The organism is Chryseobacterium sp. X308 (assembly GCF_020733145.1).
Taxonomy (GTDB): domain Bacteria; phylum Bacteroidota; class Bacteroidia; order Flavobacteriales; family Weeksellaceae; genus Chryseobacterium; species Chryseobacterium cupriresistens.
The window spans coordinates 52441-69783 of sequence record NZ_JAJFZH010000013.1 but is presented as its reverse complement, the minus strand read 5'-3'; the positions used below and the strand labels follow the sequence as shown (position 1 = coordinate 69783).

Here is a 17343-nt window from a genome sequence, read left to right as displayed (position 1 = left end):
TTACTATTTTTTACTACTTTTATCTCACCCAAAATCAGAACACAAAATATAATCTATGCCTCATTTTATAATAGATTGCTCACAGGATATTCTTCTGCAGAGAACTCCCGATGAATTAATGGATGCTGTTTACGAAGCAGCAGACGCAACAGGACTATTTGCTCCCAACGACATCAAAGTAAGGCTTCAGCCTTATCAGTATTACAGACTAGGTACAGGTAAGAAAGACTTTTTACACGTATTCGGTTATATTATGCAGGGCCGTACGACAGATCAAAAAGCCGGTCTTTCAAAACAGATCAGCATCAGGCTTTCAGAATTGCTGCCTGATATTTCTTTTCTTTCTGTAAACATCAGTGATTTTGAAGCAGCGACCTACAGCAACAAAGCGCTCATCAATCCGGAGAATACAGATAACGACCGGCATTTCGGATTATAACATCAACTTTTAAACCTACTAAATAGTAATATTATGAGCTTAAAAACATTAGTCAGCAAAAGTGTACAGTACAACAACTGGGTAGTCAATAAATACATCGACTGGCTATCCACAAAGTCTGACGAACAGCTGAATCAGGAAACCATTTCCAGTTTTCCGACAATTTTAAAAACGTTACACCACATCTGGCAAACCCAGGAATATTGGTGGAGTCATATTTCTGAAAATGATGATTTTGATTTTGTAAAAACAGCAGAGACTACCAGCAAAGAAGATGTTTTCAATGCCATAAGAAATAATTCACAAATGCTGGCAGATTATGTAGAAAGCTTGTCTGAAGAAGATCTTACAAAAAATGTAAAGATAGAATCCCAATGGTTTCAGTGTGATTTTTCTAAATATGAATATATCCAGCACGCTATTCTTCACGGAACGTATCACAGAGGACAAATCGTAACGATGGGAAGAAACATAGGAATTACTGATGCTCCTATGACCGATTTTAATTTCTGGAATATTTATAAAGATCAGCAATAAAAGCCCTCTACTTTGTGGATAAGTCTGAAATAGAATTTCCGGACACCGATCGAATCCAATTAAAATATTGATTTTAAATATTTTAAACCAACAAGAGACAGTTATCCACATTTTCAACCATTTGTGGATAACTTTCTATAATTCCTTTTACCATTGTGGATAAACTATGGATAAGTTTTTAAGATATTTAAAATACCCCTTATAAATATCTATAAATCATTATTTTATAATGAATATAGTTTTTTAGGGATTTTCCACAATAGAAAATCTTGTGGATAAATTTTGTGGATAAAATTCCCCCCACTTTTTCAGCCTTACTCTTTTATTTATTCAAAGTAATAATTTAAATTTTATCTATTTATTCATAAATCTTTATGAATATTTTTTATAAATTGCATTAAAAACAAATCACCAAGCAAAGAAATAAATACCACAAAATATTTATATTCAATTAATTAAAAATATATTTATAAAAAAATACTATCAGAATAACAATGATTGACAATTGTTTTTTCTGATTCCTGAATAAAGCGGTTTAAGAATATAAACCATAATCAGCACAGATGATGTTTTACACAATGATGAAAAGTTATCCACAACCGAAAAAGTTTAATAACCCAATAATCCCTCATCCAGATGACAACAACCGACATCAAAAAAAACATCATTCCTTACCTTGGAGAAACAGCTCCTTATATTTCTATTCCTGAAAACACTATTTTCAACGGAAACATAATGGAAACTGAAATTTCCAATTATAACTTCACCAAAGAAAATTTTTCGAAACTCATCAAGGTATTATCTTCTCTGGGAAGCTGCAATTTATACAGACTTTTAAACACCAAATCCACAGAGCAGATTTATTTTATGGGTGAAAAGGTGAGAATAAGACAGCTTTCTTATAAAAAATCAGATTCAGCTTCTATTACCTGTGAAAGTTTTTTAGAATCCAAAAGAAAAGGAAAATCGTCACTTCTTATGAGAGACAACCATTCAGGAGAAGCGCTCTATTCTTTCGAGCTAGATTATCACATTATTGCTAAAGATACCTTTAAGTTGTTTTACAAAGATTATTTCAACGATGCCGCGGTAGAATATCATGACGAAAATCTTCCTGAAGGCGCCATAACTATAGAAGATGCGCATCGGTTTACAGTTTTGCTTAACCCTTTTACTCCCAATCAATGCAAAGGTCATTTTGAAAATTATCCTATTGTTCCTTCCGTTTTCATTATGAATTGTACATTAAGAGAAATTTTCAACTTCATGGGCAGTACAAATACTTATGAGGTAGACAACCTGGAGGGTTTTGCCAGCAAAGCTATGCCTACAGGAATAAAATACCGGATTGAGATATCCCATCAGAAGTTTTTAAAAGACCTCATCTTTTTCAAATGCGAAATAAAAGATCTCCTGGGAACACCTTATGCGATCATTATCGTCAACCTGAGATCAAAAGATAAAAAATAAATTCCGGAGTTATCATTTAATGCTGGCTTTTTTACATTCTGATCATCAGATTTCCGGCAGTCTTTTGTAAATTTGGTTTAAATATAATATACTTAATTACTCTTATTGAAATGGAAAAATACGCAATATCATCAGACGGTCAGAAAATTCATTATAAAGAATCCGGAAATGGAAATCCTGCGCTGATCTTCGTCCATGGATGGCTTGGCAATACCGAATGGTGGGAAAGCCAGAAAGAATATTTCAAAGACCAATATCATATTGTTTTGATGGATCTTGCCGGACACGGAAAATCAGATGCATCAAGACAGGAATGGACAAGCGAAAGATATGCTGATGATATTAAAGCAGTCGCTGATGCTGTTAACACGCAGGAAATAATTCTTGTAGGACATTCGATGTCCGGAGCTTATGTCCTGGAAGCTTCTTTAAAAATTCCTGAGGTAAAAGCCATCATTCTGATAGACACTCTAAAAAATCTGGACGAATCTTTTACCAGTGAACAGACTGAAGAAGTGCTTTCTCAGTACAGAAAGGATTTCAAACACACTGTAGAAAACTTTCTGCCGCAATTTTTATTTGCAGAAGGAACACCTCCTGCGGTAAGAGAAAGAGTACAGCATGAATTTCTTCAACATGAATCCGAACTGGCAATCAATGCTCTCCGGCCTCTATATGCAACAGATTTCAAAACGTTTGCAAAACAGATTCAAGTTCCCGTTATAGCCATTAATTCCGATGCTTCTCCGACTCACCTGGAAAACAACAGAAAATATTTGAAAAATTATGATTATGTAACCATTGAAGGTGTCGGACATTATCCTATGCTGGAGAAACCTGAAGAATTCAATACCATTTTGGATGGAGTCATCAAAAAATTAATCTAATATATACCCATGCAGAACACCAGAATTTTCACAACTGCTTTTGCCAGTGTTTATCCACATTACGTTCAAAAAGCTGAGAAAAAGGGACGTACCAGAGAAGAAGTGCATGAAATCATATTCTGGCTGACGGGATATGATGAAAGTGATCTGCAGAACATCCTTAACAACAAAACCGACTTTAAAACTTTCTTTGAACAGGCACCTCAACTCAATCCAAATGTTTCATTGATCAAAGGAGTCATCTGCGGATATCGTGTGGAAGAAATTGAAGATGAGCTCATGAGAAACATCCGGTACCTAGATAAACTGATTGATGAACTGGCCAAAGGAAAGAAGATGGAAAAAATACTAAGAACAGCCTGAAAATTTAATTTCAAAAAGAGTCACTGCTTAAATATAATTAAAAAGCTTCTCCAATTCAAAAAACTTCCCGAAATTAGCGGTCTGTGCGTTAAATACTATTAATGAAATAAAAATTTAATTACAACATACAGCAAAACTTAGTATAAGTTTTCTTCGGGGCAGGGTGAAATTCCCTACCGGCGGTTACAGTCCGCGACTCCTTTCTTCGGAAGGGACTGATCTGGTGAAATTCCGGAACCGACAGTTAAAGTCTGGATGGGAGAAGAAAATGAGATGACCTATAAGATTCCTTATGGACTCTTATTGCGTTATATTTCATTTCCATGTACCGAAGTGTATTTTAACTTTTAAAAGTAAAATAACATGGAAAAATTATTAGAACAATTCGGAGCAAACTCCAAAGAACGTGTAGAAAAAGCACTTCAGACATTACAGCAGGGAAAAGGTATTCTACTGGTAGATGATGAAAACCGCGAAAATGAGGGTGATATCATCTTTCCCGCCTCCACTATTACAGAACAGGATATGGCACTTCTGATCCGCGAATGCAGCGGTATCGTCTGCCTTTGTATTTCCGAGGAAAAAAGCCGCCACCTTAATCTTCGTCCGATGGTGGAAAACAACAATTCAAAAAACCAGACCGCATTCACGATTTCCATTGAGGCAAGAGAAGGGGTAGAATCGGGAGTTTCTGCCAAAGACCGTGTGACAACAATCAGAACTGCTGTAGCCGCAAATGCTCAGGCGGAACATATTGCAAGTCCGGGCCATGTTTTTCCTCTGATTGCAAGAAAAGATGGTGTATTCGAAAGACGCGGACATACCGAAGGCAGTGTAGATCTTGTAAAAATGGCCAATCTTGGTGAAGATGCCGTACTTTGTGAACTGACAAATGAAGACGGCTCCATGGCAAGACTTCCTGAAATTGTGGATTTTGCCATCAAAAAAGAAATGAGTGTCGTAACCATTGAAGATATTTATGCTTACCGTAAAATGGTAATAAGCAATTAAACCCAAGCATTTTTAACGCACAGACCGCCTGTTGATCCGATCAGCAGGCGTTTTTATTAAAAATATAATTAAAAAGAAAAAAAATTAACATTTGAATACTATTTTTTAATTATTTTTAACAAAAAAATTCTGACTATGAAAAAATCTCTACTCCTTTTACTAGGAGCATCTGCCATGATGTCTGCGCAGATCACGCTTACAAAAGCAGCCAATGACCCTATTTCCGGAAATATTGTTAATTACAACAACACAGCCGGCACCGTAAACAACTCTGCAACAGGTCCTAACGCAACATTTTCCAATGGAGGGCTTACGATGGGAGCAGCATCACAAACAACGTATTCAACTCCTAGTTCTACTGAAATAGCAACTTTCCCGGGTTCTACTCTTAAAATGGTAGACGGAGCAACAACCGTTTATTACAAAGCTTCAACTTCTAAACTGGAAATTACAGGAATTGTAAATACACAGGCCACATTAAACTTTAGTGTGGATAACGGTACTCATATTAACTATCCAACAACGTACGGACCGACACAGAACGACACCGCCAAAGGTACTTTTTCCTCATCTTCTGCCAGCGGATTATTCAGTGGTACAATGACTGCCATTGCTGATGCATATGGAACTTTAATTATAGGCAATCAAACATACAGCAATGTTCTTAGAGTAAAATTCACACAGAATTTCAATCTGTATTCATCTCTGGATGTTACTTATTCTAACCCTATCGGAGCAATAACCAATACAGCCTATTCTTATTACGATGCTTCTCACAGGTATGCCCTGCTTAATTCTACAAGCGGAAATATCAGCATTCCACTGTTGAGCATCAACCAGAATGTAAAAACTACATTTGCATTAAGTGAAACATTCCTGGGCGTAAACAATGCAGTAAAAAAAGAAAACTTAGTGGTTTATCCTAATCCTGCAGAGGATTTTATCGGTTTCAAAGGAAATACGGATAACTATTCCAAGGCTAGTATTTACAGCCTGGATGGTAAACTGGTTAAAACTTCAGATGTAAAATCCGGAAACATCCAGATTTCAGATCTTCCGCCAGCCTCTTATTTCATTCAGATCAGCGGAAAAAATGCTGCAGATACAAAGAACACAAAATTCATTAAGAAATAATAAAACAAAATCCCCGCTCCTACAAATGAGCGGGGATTTCTTATTAACATTCAAATTAGCATCTAAAAGGTAGCTGCAGGAGCCGTTTCATTATTAAGCTTTCGCTGAATTTCTGTCTTTTTCCCTTTCGAGAAATCATAACTCAGCCCTAATACAAACATGGATTTGTTGTTCATAATCTGTGTATGAACTTTATAATCTACGAGACTTTCCGGTAGGCTTTTCGTTTTATATTCCGAAGGCATTCCGATCCAGTACATTCCTGTAGAAAATGTCCAGTTTTTATGTTTATAGCTCACAAAAATATTATTCTGGTTTTCATTGGTATTCAGGAATGCTCCATTAAGGCTGTATACCGGAATATTGAACTGGTACTGAACGGAGAAAGCTTTATATTCTGAAGAAAGCGAAAAGTAATTTCCTAAATAATCATTTTTTATCAGAGCACCTTTACTAGTTCTTACTGTTTCAGAAGTTGGTGTGATTACAGCTTTTATGACCAAAAGAGTATTCCCGAAAGGTTTATAAGATCCTGTTAACTGAACTCCATATCTCTGAGCATTCTTCCCGTTTTCATAAGTCAGGGCATACCCATTCAATACATCATCGTGAACGTAGTACTGATTGATTACCCTGTTGGTATACCGGTAAAATAAGCCTGCGTTAAAATCAAAATACTTATTATTAAAAGAATAAGTCAGGTTATTAGAAAAAACCTGCTGAGATTGTAAAAAAGGATTTCCCCTCTGCACAATATTAGGAGCCAGCTGCACGACATTACTACTCAAAGCATTACTCCATGGACTTACCGGATTGTAACTTGCTGTAAAACGTAAGTTCTGGTTCCCTTTAAGCTGATAAGCTAAAATAACCTTGGGAGTAAAAGTCCATTCATCAAAAGTATTTTCTGCACTTTTATTGTGGATATTGGTAAGCCCTGCTCCGATACGATAACTGAATTGATCTGCTTTTCCTGCAAATTCAGTATAAAAATACTGTTCCAGATAAGTAACATTATATTGAGAGTACCCGGCAAGATTATTCAGATCATTGGAAATGGAAGACCTTGAAATCCGGTATCCGGACGAAAGTTTTCCAGCCGTGAAATCATGTATATGCGCAAGTTCCCCAACCAAACTCGTTTGCTTTGCTTTCAATACCATATCATTGTCATATACAGACAATCCTGAACCAACAATCCATTCTTTGGCCGTTTCTGTGGTATTGGTGGTGTAATGAGAACCTACTACATTAATACTCAACTCATCTTTTTCACCAATCTTTTTAGAATAATATAGATCCAGCTTAGGAATCACATAATCCGAGCCATTATTTTTAAACATATGGTGTTCTTCTTTCAGATAATCTTCGGTAAAGACGCTCTGTCCTGTTCCTTTCGAAAACCTGCTGAAAATATCCATATTCAGTTTAGCCTGAAAAGCATAGTCGTCGGGAACAAGTCTCGTATAGCGCAAAGCTATACTCTGGAAGGTATATCCAAAATGATCTTTGCGGTTTTCATCAGACCGGTAATGCTTCCCATTCAGCTGATAATCATAGATGCTGTTGACTCTTCTGTCATTATAATCCCTAAGATTCAGGGAATATTCCAGTCCGAAATTATTTTTCCCTTTTGTATAATTGGCGTAGGCAGAACCATTCACAAATCCGGTATTCAAAGCCGTAGATACATCGGCCCCGAAAACATACCCTGTTTCTGTGGATCTTGTCAGAATATTAACTACCGTATCTGCTCTCGTAGCCCATCTTGCTGGCGGAATATCATAATATTCTACTTTCACCACTTCACCGGGAGCAACACTTCGGATCTGCATATCTGTCGCTTCAATCCCGTTGATAAGAAATAGTGTCGTTCCACCTTTCGTACTGGTAATGGTATTTTCTACGGGATTCAGTTGTAACTCCGGAAGTGTGCTGAGTAAATCTTTTGCATAGCGTGCTCTGGCAAGCGCTTCTTTATCAAAAGTATAAACAGCTTTGTCTGCAAACTGTTTTTTACGCTGTGATTTCAGAATAACTTCCTGAATTTCTTTAGGGGTCCCTGCATCAGCCGTATCATTTTTCTTCTCCTGCGAAAACATAAAAGTACTGCAAAGAAAGAGGATGGTATATATAGTTTTTTTCATGTCTGAAGATGAATTATACTATTAGGACAATCAATTACCGATGAATATTACATTTATCACTTCAAACAGTTAAGGAATCGCATAATCTTTCCTCAAATTCGAATTATTATGTTAAATTCAGCCCGTTTTTTGCTGGTATTTTTTTACATCACAAAATATAGAGTCATGAAAAAAGCATTCATAGTAATTCCGTGCTTCCTGTTTTCGGTCCTGGGAGCTCAGGAAATTCAGAACAGCCCTGCAGAGAAAATGAATATCATCAAGACCAATGTCACGGCTTATGCATTCAGAAATATCAATCTGTCTTATGAAAGAGCTATCAACCAATGGTTTTCTGTGAATCTCGGTTTCGGCACAATGCCTGAAGGAAAAGTACCTTTTATCAATGCTTTTCTGAAAGATGAAGATGAAAAAAGATTCCAGAATCTTAGAGTAAAAGCAACCAATTTCACCATTGAACCAAGATTTTATATCGGTAAAGGCTATGGAAAAGGGTTTTATTTTGCTCCTTATTACCGCTACTCAAGTGTTACTTCCAATACTTTTGATTTTTATTATGATTATAAAGGTCCGAACGGAGTTACTTATCCAATTCCGCTTAAAGGACAGGGAGACACCAAAGGAAACAGCGGTGGGTTAATGGTTGGTGTACAATTCTTTTTGACCAGAAGCCAGAATCTCGTCCTTGATTTCTGGATCGCTGGAGCCCATTACGGAAGCGGAAAAGGTGATTTCACGATGACTTCAGATTATGTATTAACCCCTGATATGCAGGCTCAGCTTAAAAAGGAAATTGAAAATCTGGACATTCCATTTGTTAAGTATACCGTAGAAACCAATGCCAATGGTGCCAGAATAAAAGTAGACGGGCCGTGGGCAGGCTTCAGAAGCGGACTTTCCATTGGATACAGATTTTAAATGATCGTTCTTATAGAGTATTCAACCGTTCTTTTTAGGAACGGTTTATTTTTTTCTGAATTTTGTATCTTGGATGTCATTATAAAAAAACTTTCTGGAAACAACATCTATGGACTCAACCTCAATCACCACAGGTCAAAGAATCAAGGCTATTATTGGCGGATCTATCGGTAATCTCGTCGAATGGTATGACTGGTATGCTTACGCCGCCTTCGCCATTTATTTCTCCCATTCATTTTTTCCTGATTCTGATCTGAATGCCCAATTGATGAATACCGCAGGGATTTTTGCCGTAGGTTTTCTTATGCGCCCTATCGGCGGGTGGATGTTCGGAAGCATTGCAGATAAGATCGGAAGGAAAAAAGCAATGACGCTCTCCGTCCTGTTGATGTCTTTTGGATCTCTGCTGATTGCCCTTACTCCCACTTATCAGTCTATTGGTATTCTGGCCCCTTTATTACTTTTACTGGCAAGATTGCTTCAGGGGTTAAGTGTGGGTGGTGAATATGGAGTTTCCGCCACTTACCTCAGCGAAATGGCCACCCGGGACAGACGGGGATTTTATTCAAGTTTTCAATATGTCACTTTGATTGGCGGACAGCTTATAGCTTTAGGTATCCAGCTTATTTTACAAAAGTTATTACTCACTGAGGCCCAGCTTGAAGAATGGGGATGGAGAATTCCTTTTGTAATTGGAGCATTGCTTTCTATTATTGCCTTATATCTTAGAGCTAATCTTCATGAAACGGAAGCTTTTGAGAATAAAAAGGAAGTCAGCGAAAAGAAAAAAGGAACGGTAAAAGAGCTTATGAAACATCCAAAAGCTTTGCTTACCGTTGTGGGACTGACTTTAGGAGGAACGCTGGCGTTTTATACCTACACCACTTATATGCAAAAATTCCTGGTAAATACCGTGCATCTTACCAAGGAAGAATCTACATTAGTCTCCTTTGTTTCACTCTTTATATTTGCATGTCTCCAGCCTGTATTTGGAGGATTATCAGATAAAATCGGAAGAAGGCCGCTTCTTTTAGGTTTTGGTATTCTGGGAACTTTGTGTACTGTTCCGCTCCTTACGGCATTAAGTACCACTACTTCAATATGGGGTGCATTTTTCCTGATTATGGCAGCTTTAATTATTGTAAGCGGCTACACTTCCATCAATGCAGTAGTAAAAGCAGAACTTTTCCCATCTGAAATCAGGGCACTTGGTGTAGGCCTGCCCTATGCAGTAACGGTTGCTGTATTTGGCGGAACAGCAGAATATATTGCGCTTTGGTTTAAAAAAATAGGGTCTGAAGAATATTTTTATTGGTATATAACAGGCTGTATTCTTTTTTCTCTGGTTGTTTATACCGGAATGAAAGACACCCAAAAAACTTCTACACTGGATAAAGATTAAATTATAAAAAACATGCGCCACAGATTTTCTGCGGCGTATGTTCTATTTTTAATGATAGGCCTGTTTAAATTTTTCAATCATATGATCCAGATTATGACGCTGGACATAGATACTTTTTACCTCTTCATACCTCGGCGATTTGTAGAAAACCTCATGGAAATCCATACTGCCGTTTCCTACTTTTACAACTTTCTGTACTTCGATATTCAACTTTCTTAATTCGTCTTTGAAGACTTTAAATTCATCTTGTATACTACTACTGCTCATTAATATTTTTAGTTTTTTAGTTAAAAATTCCATTCACCCCTTACAATATGAGGGGTTACTTCTCAAATTCTGAATAAAGTTAGTAAATTTATCAACACAAAGTAACACTTTGATAATATTTTATTATTTTTTTTATAAATAGTAGATCTATATTATCCAATTGGTACATATTTCGTATTTTTAACCTCACAGAAAATTGTAACAACCTTATACAAACCATGAGTATCAAAGCATTTTTCACTTTATTCTTTCTAACACTGCTGACTTTTCTGCATGCTCAGAAAATGGAATTCAAAGCACCGGATTATGCTGCTATTCAAAAAAATATTGAGGATAAAAATTCAGAATTCTATTATCCAAAGCTTTTAAAAAGATTAAAGCAGAACGATACGCTCCTTACCAGCAATCAGTACCGTCATCTTTATTTCGGATATACATTTCAAAAAGAATATCAACCTTATAAAATAGGAAAGAAAGCTGAGGAAGTAGCCAAATATTACCGTGGCGAAGGTATTTCACAAAAAGATCTTTCAAAGGGAATCAAGTTGTTCCTGGGTGCATTGGAGGAAAATCCACTGGATTTGCGGGCTATGAATTATCTCGCTTACTTGTATCATTTAAATAAAGATGATGCTACCGCCGAAAAAATTGCAGGAAATTTTCACGGATTATTAAATGCCATTCTTACTTCCGGCGATGGCCTCACATGTGAAACAGGTTTTCATGTGATTTCTGTAACAGATGAATATGTCCTTTTAAACAGATTTCAAATGGAAACCAAATCTCAAAGTCTGAAGGGAAAATGCGATTATCAGGAGTTTGAAAAGGACCAATATAAAGTTCCCGGGTTTTATTTTGACATCAGCAGGTTCTATGGAAAAATATTGGATTAATCATTCCGAATAAATACTTATCAATTTAATATTATTGAAACATTTAACAAAAAATAGCTAAAATAAATTCATATGATTTTGCCCTGAACAAAAGGGTTGAGAAGGAGGAGAAATATTTTTTTTCAAAAAAAATTAAATAGTGTGTAACATTTTTTAAAGGTTCGTCTCTAAAAGGCAAATAAACTTTAAAACTTTAGAAATCATGAAAAAATTTACATTCCTTTTAATCGTCATGTTATTTTTTTTAGCAGTATGCAATATATTCGGTCAGCAAAAAGTCTATCCGTTTGAAGTAAAGAAAACAGGAAAAGGAAATCAGGCATTAATTTTCATTCCTGGATTTGCCTCTTCAGGTGACGTCTGGAATGATACCACCGTAAAGTTTGAAAAAGATTTCACCTGCTATACTTTAACAATGGCTGGCTTTGCCGGAACAAAACCTCAGACAGATGCCAGTTTTAAAGACTGGGAAAGAGGAATTGCCGCTTATATCAAAGACAATAAAATTGAGAAACCCATTCTTATCGGGCACAGTATGGGAGGCGGTCTTGCTCTGGCCATAGCGGCAGATTATCCAGAGCTTGCAGGTAAAATTATCATCGTAGACACGCTTCCCTGCCTGGCAGCACTATCTGATCCCAGTTTTACATCGAAAGAAAATAATGACTGTTCGCCTGCGATTGCTCAATTGACAGCGATGAACGATGAGCAGTTCCGGAAAATGCAGGCACAGGCTATGCCACGTCTTCTGGCTGATACTTCTATGCAGGAAACGGTAATCAACTGGAGTATGAAATCGGACCGAAAAACATTTGCTAAAATGTACTGTGATTTTTACAATACCGATCTCAGAGAGAAAATAAAAAACATCCAATGTCCTTCTCTTATTCTTCTGGAATCTTATTTTGTCACTCTAAAGCCAACGATTGAAAACCAGTACAAAAATTTAAAAAATGCCAATATGCAGTATGCTTCAAAAGGTTTGCATTTTATCATGTACGATGATAAGGATTGGTATTTTAATCAGCTTACTCACTTTTTATCTGCGAAATAATGGTTTTTGAAGAGATATATGAACTCTACTGGCAAAGGATATTCCGTTTATGTATGGGATATGTGAATGATGCCGAACTTGCTCAGGATCTTGCCCAGGAAACCTTTATCATCGTCTGGCAGCAGCTTCCGAAATTCAGGAATGAATCCAGTATAGGGACATGGATTTTCAGAATAGCATCCAATAACTGCCTCCGGCAGATTGAAAAGGAAAAGAAATTCAGCAAAACCGATCTGCCCATCAATCTGGAAGAGAAAAAACAGGAATCTATAGAACCTCAGATCCAGATGCTCTACCAGTTTATTTCGGAACTGCCTGAAACGGACAGAATTATTATTTCATTGGAACTGGAAGAGGTGAAACAGGCTGAGATAGCCCATATCGTAGGACTTTCTGAATCCAATATAAGGGTAAAGATTCACAGAATAAAAGAAAAATTAACGCAAAAGTTTAAAGAAAATGGATTCTAATATAGATTTTAAAAATATATGGAAGCAGCAGTCTTCCGGTAAACCTGATCTGGATGCGCTTCTCGGTAAGCTGAAAAAATTCAGAAACCAGAACCTGCGCAGACTGATCTTTGCTAATATTGGATTAATCGCTACCTCCTTATTGATTCTTTTTATCTGGTACCGTTACCAGCCTGAAATGATCACTACAAAAATAGGGATTGTACTTGTCGTGCTGGGAATGGTTATTTTTCTTCTTGCCTACAACAAAATGTTTATGGTATTTTACAAGATTGATCAGACTCAGTCGAACAACGAGTATCTCCAGAGTTTATATGCAGTAAAGAGTAAGCAGAAATTCATGCAGACCACCATACTTAACTTATATTTTGTCATGCTCTTTCTGGGAATATGCCTGTATATGTACGAATATACTTCAAGAATGACCCTTAGCTCAGGTATTCTCGCCTATGCTTTAACATCTGTCTGGATTGCTTTCAACTGGTTTTATCTGAGACCGCGAACAATAAAGAAACAGCAAGGCAAACTTGACGAATTAATTAATAAATTTGAAGAGATCAATAATCAATTAAAAGAATCATGATATCTTCTGACAACAAAAATCACTGGGAAAACGTATATGAAACCAAAAATCCGGATCAGGTAAGCTGGACCCAGAAAAAACCTCAGACTTCCCTTGATTTTATACATTCTTCCGGATTGGGAAAAGAGGCCAGCATCATAGACATCGGTGGTGGAGACAGCAACCTTGTTGATTTTCTTTTGGAGGAAGGTTATAAAAATATTACAGTTCTTGATATTTCTGCCAAAGCTTTGGAAAAGGCACAGAAACGACTTGGAGCAGCAGCAGACAAAGTAAAATGGATCACTAGCGACATTATGGCTTTAGAACATATGGAAACCTATGATATCTGGCATGACAGAGCAGCCTTTCATTTTCTGACCACCCCGGAACAGGTTTCAAAATATATCGGTATTGCAGAAAAGAATGTGAATAACTTTATGATCCTCGGAACTTTTTCTAAAAACGGTCCTACGAAATGCAGTGGATTGGATATTCAGCAGTATGATGAAGAATCATTATCCGAAAAATTTAAAGAAAGCTTTGAAAAAATAAAATGTATTACTGAAGATCATATCACTCCCTTTGATACAGTTCAGAATTTTGTATTCTGCAGTTTTAAAAAGCAGTAAACAATTGATTAATAAAAAAAGAGAGTTGGTAATGACTCTCTTTTGCTTATTTAAACTTTGAAATAGTTTTTCTGTACTTTATGCTTCTTTTTCTTATTCCTGTTCCACTTCATGTCGAAGCTGAGCTTTATAAAGCGTGGCATAATATCCGTTCTTATCCAGAAGTTCAAGGTGCTTCCCTTCTTCTACGATTTTACCATGCTCCATCACAATGATCTTGTCTGCTTTCTCAATGGTGGAAAGTCTGTGGGCAATAATAATGGAGGTTCTGTTTTTTGTAATTTTCTCTGTAGCTCTCTGAATCAGCTTTTCACTTTCATGATCAATGGAAGAGGTAGCTTCATCCAGAATTAAAATTTTCGGATCCGATAAATAAGCTCTCAGGAAAGACAGCAACTGTCTCTGACCTAAAGAGATTGAAGAGCCTCTTTCGCTCACTACATAATCATATCCACCGGGAAGCTGTTCAATAAACTGATCTACTTCAATTTCTCTGGCACCTGCTTTTATTTTATCCAGTGTGATACTATCATCCCCGAAGGCAAGGTTTTCAAAAATACTTCCATGGAAAAGGAATACATCCTGCAGAACAACTCCGATATGACTTCTCAGATTGTACAATTCATAATCCTTTAAATCCACATCATCAATGAGGATATTTCCGGAGTTGATATCATATAATCTTGTAATCAGACTAATGATAGTAGACTTTCCGGCACCTGTTGCTCCTACAATCGCTACGGTTTCTCCCGGATTTACTTTAAAGTCAATTCCTTTCAGTACTTCCTGCTTTTCATCATATGCAAAGTGTACTTTCCGGAATTCAATTTTTCCTGCAAAGTGATCTTTCTTCACGGTTCCGTTATTCGGCATCGAATTTTCCTCATCCATTAATCCCAGTACTCTTTCTGCTCCTACAATTCCTCGCTGGATATTATTAAAGCGGTCTGCAATCTGTCTCAAAGGACGGATCAGCATTGAAATATACTGGATAAATGCAATCACGACTCCCGCACTGATGGTAATATAACCTCCATAGAAAAGAATAAATCCTATGAATAATGAAGAAATAAGTTCCACCACAGGGAAAAACAGTGAGAAAATAAATACGGTTCTCAGCAATGCTCCTTTCAGGGTAATATTGATATCATCAAATTTCTTAAACTCAGATTCCTGTCTGTTGAATACCTGAATAATAGACATTCCTGCCAGTCTTTCCTGAACAAAAGAGTTTTGATTGGCTGTCCAGTTTCTCTCATCCCCGAAAGCTTTTTTCAGCCTTTTCTGGAAGAATCTTGTAATAACCACCATTAAAGGCAATATTGCCAGGGTAATATAACTCAAGTGAACATTAGTACTGAACATCATCACCAATACAAACAGAATTCTCAGGATATCTCCAAATACCATCAGGAAACCATCTGTATATACCGTCGCAATGGTTTCCACATCACCTACGGCACGGGTCACCAGCTGCCCGATCGGGGTTTTATCAAAAAATGAAGTCTTGAAATAAATCAGTTTAGCATACAAACGCTCTCTGATATCCCTGATGACATTCTGTGAGATAAAATTTGAAAAATAAACCAGGAAAAAGTTTAAAACCGTTTCAGCAAACACCAATCCCACAAGGATATAGATATGTTTCATCATCAAAGCCTTATCATGAAGCTTTGTAATATCATTATCCACCACCTGCATAGTGAGATAAGGCCTGTAAGTGGAAACGATGGAAAGGAATATGGAAATGATAAGGGTAAGGATGAACCAAGAACGAAATTTCATTCCGATAAAGAACAGCCTCTTTATAATTCCCCAGGTATCTTGTTTTTTCATTGTACGAATCGAAAGAAAGAATTAAAATATTCTATGCAAAAATAAGACATTATAACCGGACTGCCTTTACAACTTTTGCAAATCGTCATAGAAAATGTCAGATACTTACCATTTACAATATGAATAGATTAAGTATTCCTTTGTATTCAATCCGCTACATATTCTGCTTTGTTTCTTGGTTTCTGACTGCTGAAATAGAAATGATATGACACTTACTGATCAATAGCCTTCCCTATCTCTTCAATTTCGATGGTCTTTGCCGGTCTTTCTTTGATAAATTTATTTTCAAGGAATTTATAAACTCCCCAAACCGCAACAATAGAGATGAGCCAACCTACGATATTCACTGCTGAAAATCCTGTATAATTGACATTTTCTGCGGATTCAGGATCTGTTAATCCCATATATATACCATAACAGAAGCCTAACAAAAGCTGAGTTCCCAGATAAATACCGATAGCCAGAACACCATACTGCCACTTTGTTTTTCCAAACCTTTCTGCTAATTGTGCATAATACCGGTAAGCGCCGATAAGAATAAAAATTGATAACATGATTATTATTTTGTTTTTAAGTTTTTATTTAAAATTCATATCCCACATCTACAAGATACAACCCGTGTCCCGGTGCCGAAGTTCCTGCAGCGTTACGGTTTTTGTCTTCAATCACTTTACGGAGATCTTCAGGTTTCAGTTTTCCGGTTCCTATTTCTACCATCGTTCCGACAATCGCGCGAACCATATTTCTTAAAAAGCGATTCGCAGAAACTGTAAATTTAAGTTCAGTTCCGTTCTGTTCCCATTCTGCTTTGTAGATTTTACAGATATTGGTTTTGTTGTCGGTTTTTAATTTGGCAAAACTGGTGAAATCTTCATATTCAAAAAGAATTTTACAGGCTTCATTCATGGCATTAATATCCAGTGATCTTTTCCAGTGCTGCCATGCAGATTCCTGTGTGAAGGGATTTTTTTCCAGGGAGATATAATATTCGTAGGTTCTGTACGTCGCATCAAAACGGGCGTGAAAATCATCTTTTACCGGAAAAATCCTTTTAATGGAAATATCGGGCGGAAGAAAACTGTTCAGCCTTCTTGTAAGCTGATCATCCAACTCTTTTTCCGTGTCAAAATGGGCAAATATTTTTTTGGCATGAACGCCTGTATCCGTTCTTCCTGCTCCTGTAGTTTTTATCTCTTCGCGCAAAATGGTAGACAGCGCTTTTTCCAGTTCTTCCTGTACAGAAATAGCATCCGGCTGTATCTGGTAGCCGAAATAATTCTTTCCGTTGTAAGAAAATTCAATAAAGTATCTCAATGTATTG

19 protein-coding genes and 1 riboswitch are annotated in these 17343 nt (G+C 36.7%); of the genes, 14 read left to right on the top strand and 5 right to left on the bottom strand.

All coding sequences use genetic code 11. From position 1 onward, the window contains the following. The first annotated feature begins 55 nt into the window (after window positions 1-55). The 7 genes from LIV57_RS14705 to LIV57_RS14675 all read left to right on the top strand — a co-directional run bounded on the left by LIV57_RS14705 (window position 56) and on the right by LIV57_RS14675 (window position 5841). Entirely contained in the window at window positions 56-439 is a 384-nt protein-coding gene (locus tag LIV57_RS14705; protein WP_227943232.1) for a 5-carboxymethyl-2-hydroxymuconate Delta-isomerase, read from the top strand. A 33-nt stretch (window positions 440-472) separates the two neighbouring features. Next, window positions 473-976, top strand: coding sequence for a DinB family protein (locus LIV57_RS14700; RefSeq protein ID WP_227943230.1), 504 nt, complete (start codon window positions 473-475; stop codon window positions 974-976). Between the two features lie 636 nt (window positions 977-1612). Continuing rightward, window positions 1613-2446 (top strand): hypothetical protein, encoded by an 834-nt coding sequence (locus tag LIV57_RS14695; RefSeq protein WP_227943228.1) that lies wholly within the window; start codon window positions 1613-1615, stop codon window positions 2444-2446. A gap of 110 nt (window positions 2447-2556) precedes the next feature. Beyond that, on the top strand, window positions 2557-3333 hold the full coding sequence (locus LIV57_RS14690; protein WP_227943227.1) for an alpha/beta fold hydrolase: 777 nt from the start codon (window positions 2557-2559) through the stop codon (window positions 3331-3333). 9 nt (window positions 3334-3342) lie between these two features. Further along, window positions 3343-3696: a DUF2200 domain-containing protein gene (locus tag LIV57_RS14685; RefSeq protein WP_227943225.1), complete on the top strand. Its 354-nt coding sequence runs from the start codon at window positions 3343-3345 to the stop codon at window positions 3694-3696. A 145-nt stretch (window positions 3697-3841) separates the two neighbouring features. Next, window positions 3842-3967: riboswitch (FMN riboswitch) on the top strand. Between the two features lie 92 nt (window positions 3968-4059). After that, window positions 4060-4707, top strand: a complete 648-nt coding sequence (ribB, locus tag LIV57_RS14680; protein ID WP_202841403.1) for a 3,4-dihydroxy-2-butanone-4-phosphate synthase — start codon at window positions 4060-4062, stop codon at window positions 4705-4707. Between the two features lie 135 nt (window positions 4708-4842). Next, a complete protein-coding gene (locus LIV57_RS14675; protein ID WP_227943223.1) occupies window positions 4843-5841 on the top strand; it encodes a T9SS type A sorting domain-containing protein in 999 nt (332 codons plus the stop codon). A 62-nt stretch (window positions 5842-5903) separates the two neighbouring features. Here the strand turns inward: LIV57_RS14675 and LIV57_RS14670 are convergent, their stop codons facing one another. Beyond that, a complete protein-coding gene (locus tag LIV57_RS14670) occupies window positions 5904-7988 on the bottom strand; it encodes an outer membrane beta-barrel protein (RefSeq protein WP_227943222.1) in 2085 nt (694 codons plus the stop codon). A 165-nt stretch (window positions 7989-8153) separates the two neighbouring features. Between LIV57_RS14670 and LIV57_RS14665 the strand changes: the two genes are divergently transcribed. Both LIV57_RS14665 and LIV57_RS14660 read left to right on the top strand, forming a co-directional pair. Then, on the top strand, window positions 8154-8906 hold the full coding sequence (locus LIV57_RS14665) for a DUF3575 domain-containing protein (protein WP_227943221.1): 753 nt from the start codon (window positions 8154-8156) through the stop codon (window positions 8904-8906). A gap of 109 nt (window positions 8907-9015) precedes the next feature. Continuing rightward, complete coding sequence (locus LIV57_RS14660) at window positions 9016-10308, top strand: MFS transporter (protein WP_227943220.1); 1293 nt, start codon at window positions 9016-9018, stop codon at window positions 10306-10308. Between the two features lie 48 nt (window positions 10309-10356). On the opposite strand, the gene LIV57_RS14655 is transcribed toward LIV57_RS14660, so the two are convergent. Then, on the bottom strand, window positions 10357-10575 hold the full coding sequence (locus tag LIV57_RS14655; protein WP_110008184.1) for a hypothetical protein: 219 nt from the start codon (window positions 10573-10575) through the stop codon (window positions 10357-10359). Between the two features lie 218 nt (window positions 10576-10793). Between LIV57_RS14655 and LIV57_RS14650 the strand changes: the two genes are divergently transcribed. The 5 genes from LIV57_RS14650 (at window position 10794) to LIV57_RS14630 (ending at window position 14186) form a co-directional block, all read left to right on the top strand. After that, window positions 10794-11468, top strand: coding sequence for a DUF4919 domain-containing protein (locus LIV57_RS14650; RefSeq protein WP_227943218.1), 675 nt, complete (start codon window positions 10794-10796; stop codon window positions 11466-11468). A gap of 202 nt (window positions 11469-11670) precedes the next feature. Further along, complete coding sequence (locus tag LIV57_RS14645) at window positions 11671-12522, top strand: alpha/beta fold hydrolase (protein ID WP_227943216.1); 852 nt, start codon at window positions 11671-11673, stop codon at window positions 12520-12522. Further along, entirely contained in the window at window positions 12522-12992 is a 471-nt protein-coding gene (locus LIV57_RS14640; RefSeq protein WP_110008187.1) for an RNA polymerase sigma factor, read from the top strand. Before LIV57_RS14645 ends, LIV57_RS14640 begins: the two co-directional genes overlap by 1 nt. Continuing rightward, the gene (locus LIV57_RS14635; protein ID WP_227943215.1) at window positions 12982-13575 is read left to right on the top strand and encodes a hypothetical protein; all 594 of its coding nucleotides are present in this window, start codon (window positions 12982-12984) and stop codon (window positions 13573-13575) included. The genes LIV57_RS14640 and LIV57_RS14635 overlap by 11 nt, the downstream gene beginning before the upstream one ends. Further along, on the top strand, window positions 13572-14186 hold the full coding sequence (locus LIV57_RS14630) for a class I SAM-dependent methyltransferase (protein WP_227943212.1): 615 nt from the start codon (window positions 13572-13574) through the stop codon (window positions 14184-14186). The genes LIV57_RS14635 and LIV57_RS14630 overlap by 4 nt, the downstream gene beginning before the upstream one ends. 93 nt (window positions 14187-14279) lie before the next feature. Here the strand turns inward: LIV57_RS14630 and LIV57_RS14625 are convergent, their stop codons facing one another. The 3 genes from LIV57_RS14625 to truA all read right to left on the bottom strand — a co-directional run bounded on the left by LIV57_RS14625 (window position 14280) and on the right by truA (window position 17336). Further along, the gene (locus LIV57_RS14625; protein ID WP_227943210.1) at window positions 14280-16022 is read right to left on the bottom strand and encodes an ABC transporter ATP-binding protein; all 1743 of its coding nucleotides are present in this window, start codon (window positions 16020-16022) and stop codon (window positions 14280-14282) included. 212 nt (window positions 16023-16234) lie between these two features. Then, window positions 16235-16576: a hypothetical protein gene (locus LIV57_RS14620; protein WP_227943208.1), complete on the bottom strand. Its 342-nt coding sequence runs from the start codon at window positions 16574-16576 to the stop codon at window positions 16235-16237. Between the two features lie 28 nt (window positions 16577-16604). After that, on the bottom strand, window positions 16605-17336 hold the full coding sequence (truA, locus tag LIV57_RS14615) for a tRNA pseudouridine(38-40) synthase TruA (RefSeq protein WP_227943207.1): 732 nt from the start codon (window positions 17334-17336) through the stop codon (window positions 16605-16607). Between the last annotated feature and the right edge of the window lie 7 nt (window positions 17337-17343).

Coding starts and splice junctions, on each gene's coding strand:
- LIV57_RS14635 (WP_227943215.1), top strand. CDS start 12,982: ATGGATTCTAATATAGATTTTAAAAATATATGGAAGCAGCAGTCTTCC.
- LIV57_RS14645 (WP_227943216.1), top strand. CDS start 11,671: ATGAAAAAATTTACATTCCTTTTAATCGTCATGTTATTTTTTTTAGCA.
- LIV57_RS14620 (WP_227943208.1), bottom strand. CDS start 16,576: ATGTTATCAATTTTTATTCTTATCGGCGCTTACCGGTATTATGCACAA.
- LIV57_RS14640 (WP_110008187.1), top strand. CDS start 12,522: ATGGTTTTTGAAGAGATATATGAACTCTACTGGCAAAGGATATTCCGT.
- LIV57_RS14690 (WP_227943227.1), top strand. CDS start 2,557: ATGGAAAAATACGCAATATCATCAGACGGTCAGAAAATTCATTATAAA.
- LIV57_RS14660 (WP_227943220.1), top strand. CDS start 9,016: ATGGACTCAACCTCAATCACCACAGGTCAAAGAATCAAGGCTATTATT.
- LIV57_RS14630 (WP_227943212.1), top strand. CDS start 13,572: ATGATATCTTCTGACAACAAAAATCACTGGGAAAACGTATATGAAACC.
- ribB (WP_202841403.1), top strand. CDS start 4,060: ATGGAAAAATTATTAGAACAATTCGGAGCAAACTCCAAAGAACGTGTA.
- LIV57_RS14655 (WP_110008184.1), bottom strand. CDS start 10,575: ATGAGCAGTAGTAGTATACAAGATGAATTTAAAGTCTTCAAAGACGAA.
- LIV57_RS14650 (WP_227943218.1), top strand. CDS start 10,794: ATGAGTATCAAAGCATTTTTCACTTTATTCTTTCTAACACTGCTGACT.
- LIV57_RS14675 (WP_227943223.1), top strand. CDS start 4,843: ATGAAAAAATCTCTACTCCTTTTACTAGGAGCATCTGCCATGATGTCT.
- LIV57_RS14705 (WP_227943232.1), top strand. CDS start 56: ATGCCTCATTTTATAATAGATTGCTCACAGGATATTCTTCTGCAGAGA.
- LIV57_RS14685 (WP_227943225.1), top strand. CDS start 3,343: ATGCAGAACACCAGAATTTTCACAACTGCTTTTGCCAGTGTTTATCCA.
- LIV57_RS14670 (WP_227943222.1), bottom strand. CDS start 7,988: ATGAAAAAAACTATATATACCATCCTCTTTCTTTGCAGTACTTTTATG.
- LIV57_RS14700 (WP_227943230.1), top strand. CDS start 473: ATGAGCTTAAAAACATTAGTCAGCAAAAGTGTACAGTACAACAACTGG.
- LIV57_RS14695 (WP_227943228.1), top strand. CDS start 1,613: ATGACAACAACCGACATCAAAAAAAACATCATTCCTTACCTTGGAGAA.
- LIV57_RS14625 (WP_227943210.1), bottom strand. CDS start 16,022: ATGAAAAAACAAGATACCTGGGGAATTATAAAGAGGCTGTTCTTTATC.
- LIV57_RS14665 (WP_227943221.1), top strand. CDS start 8,154: ATGAAAAAAGCATTCATAGTAATTCCGTGCTTCCTGTTTTCGGTCCTG.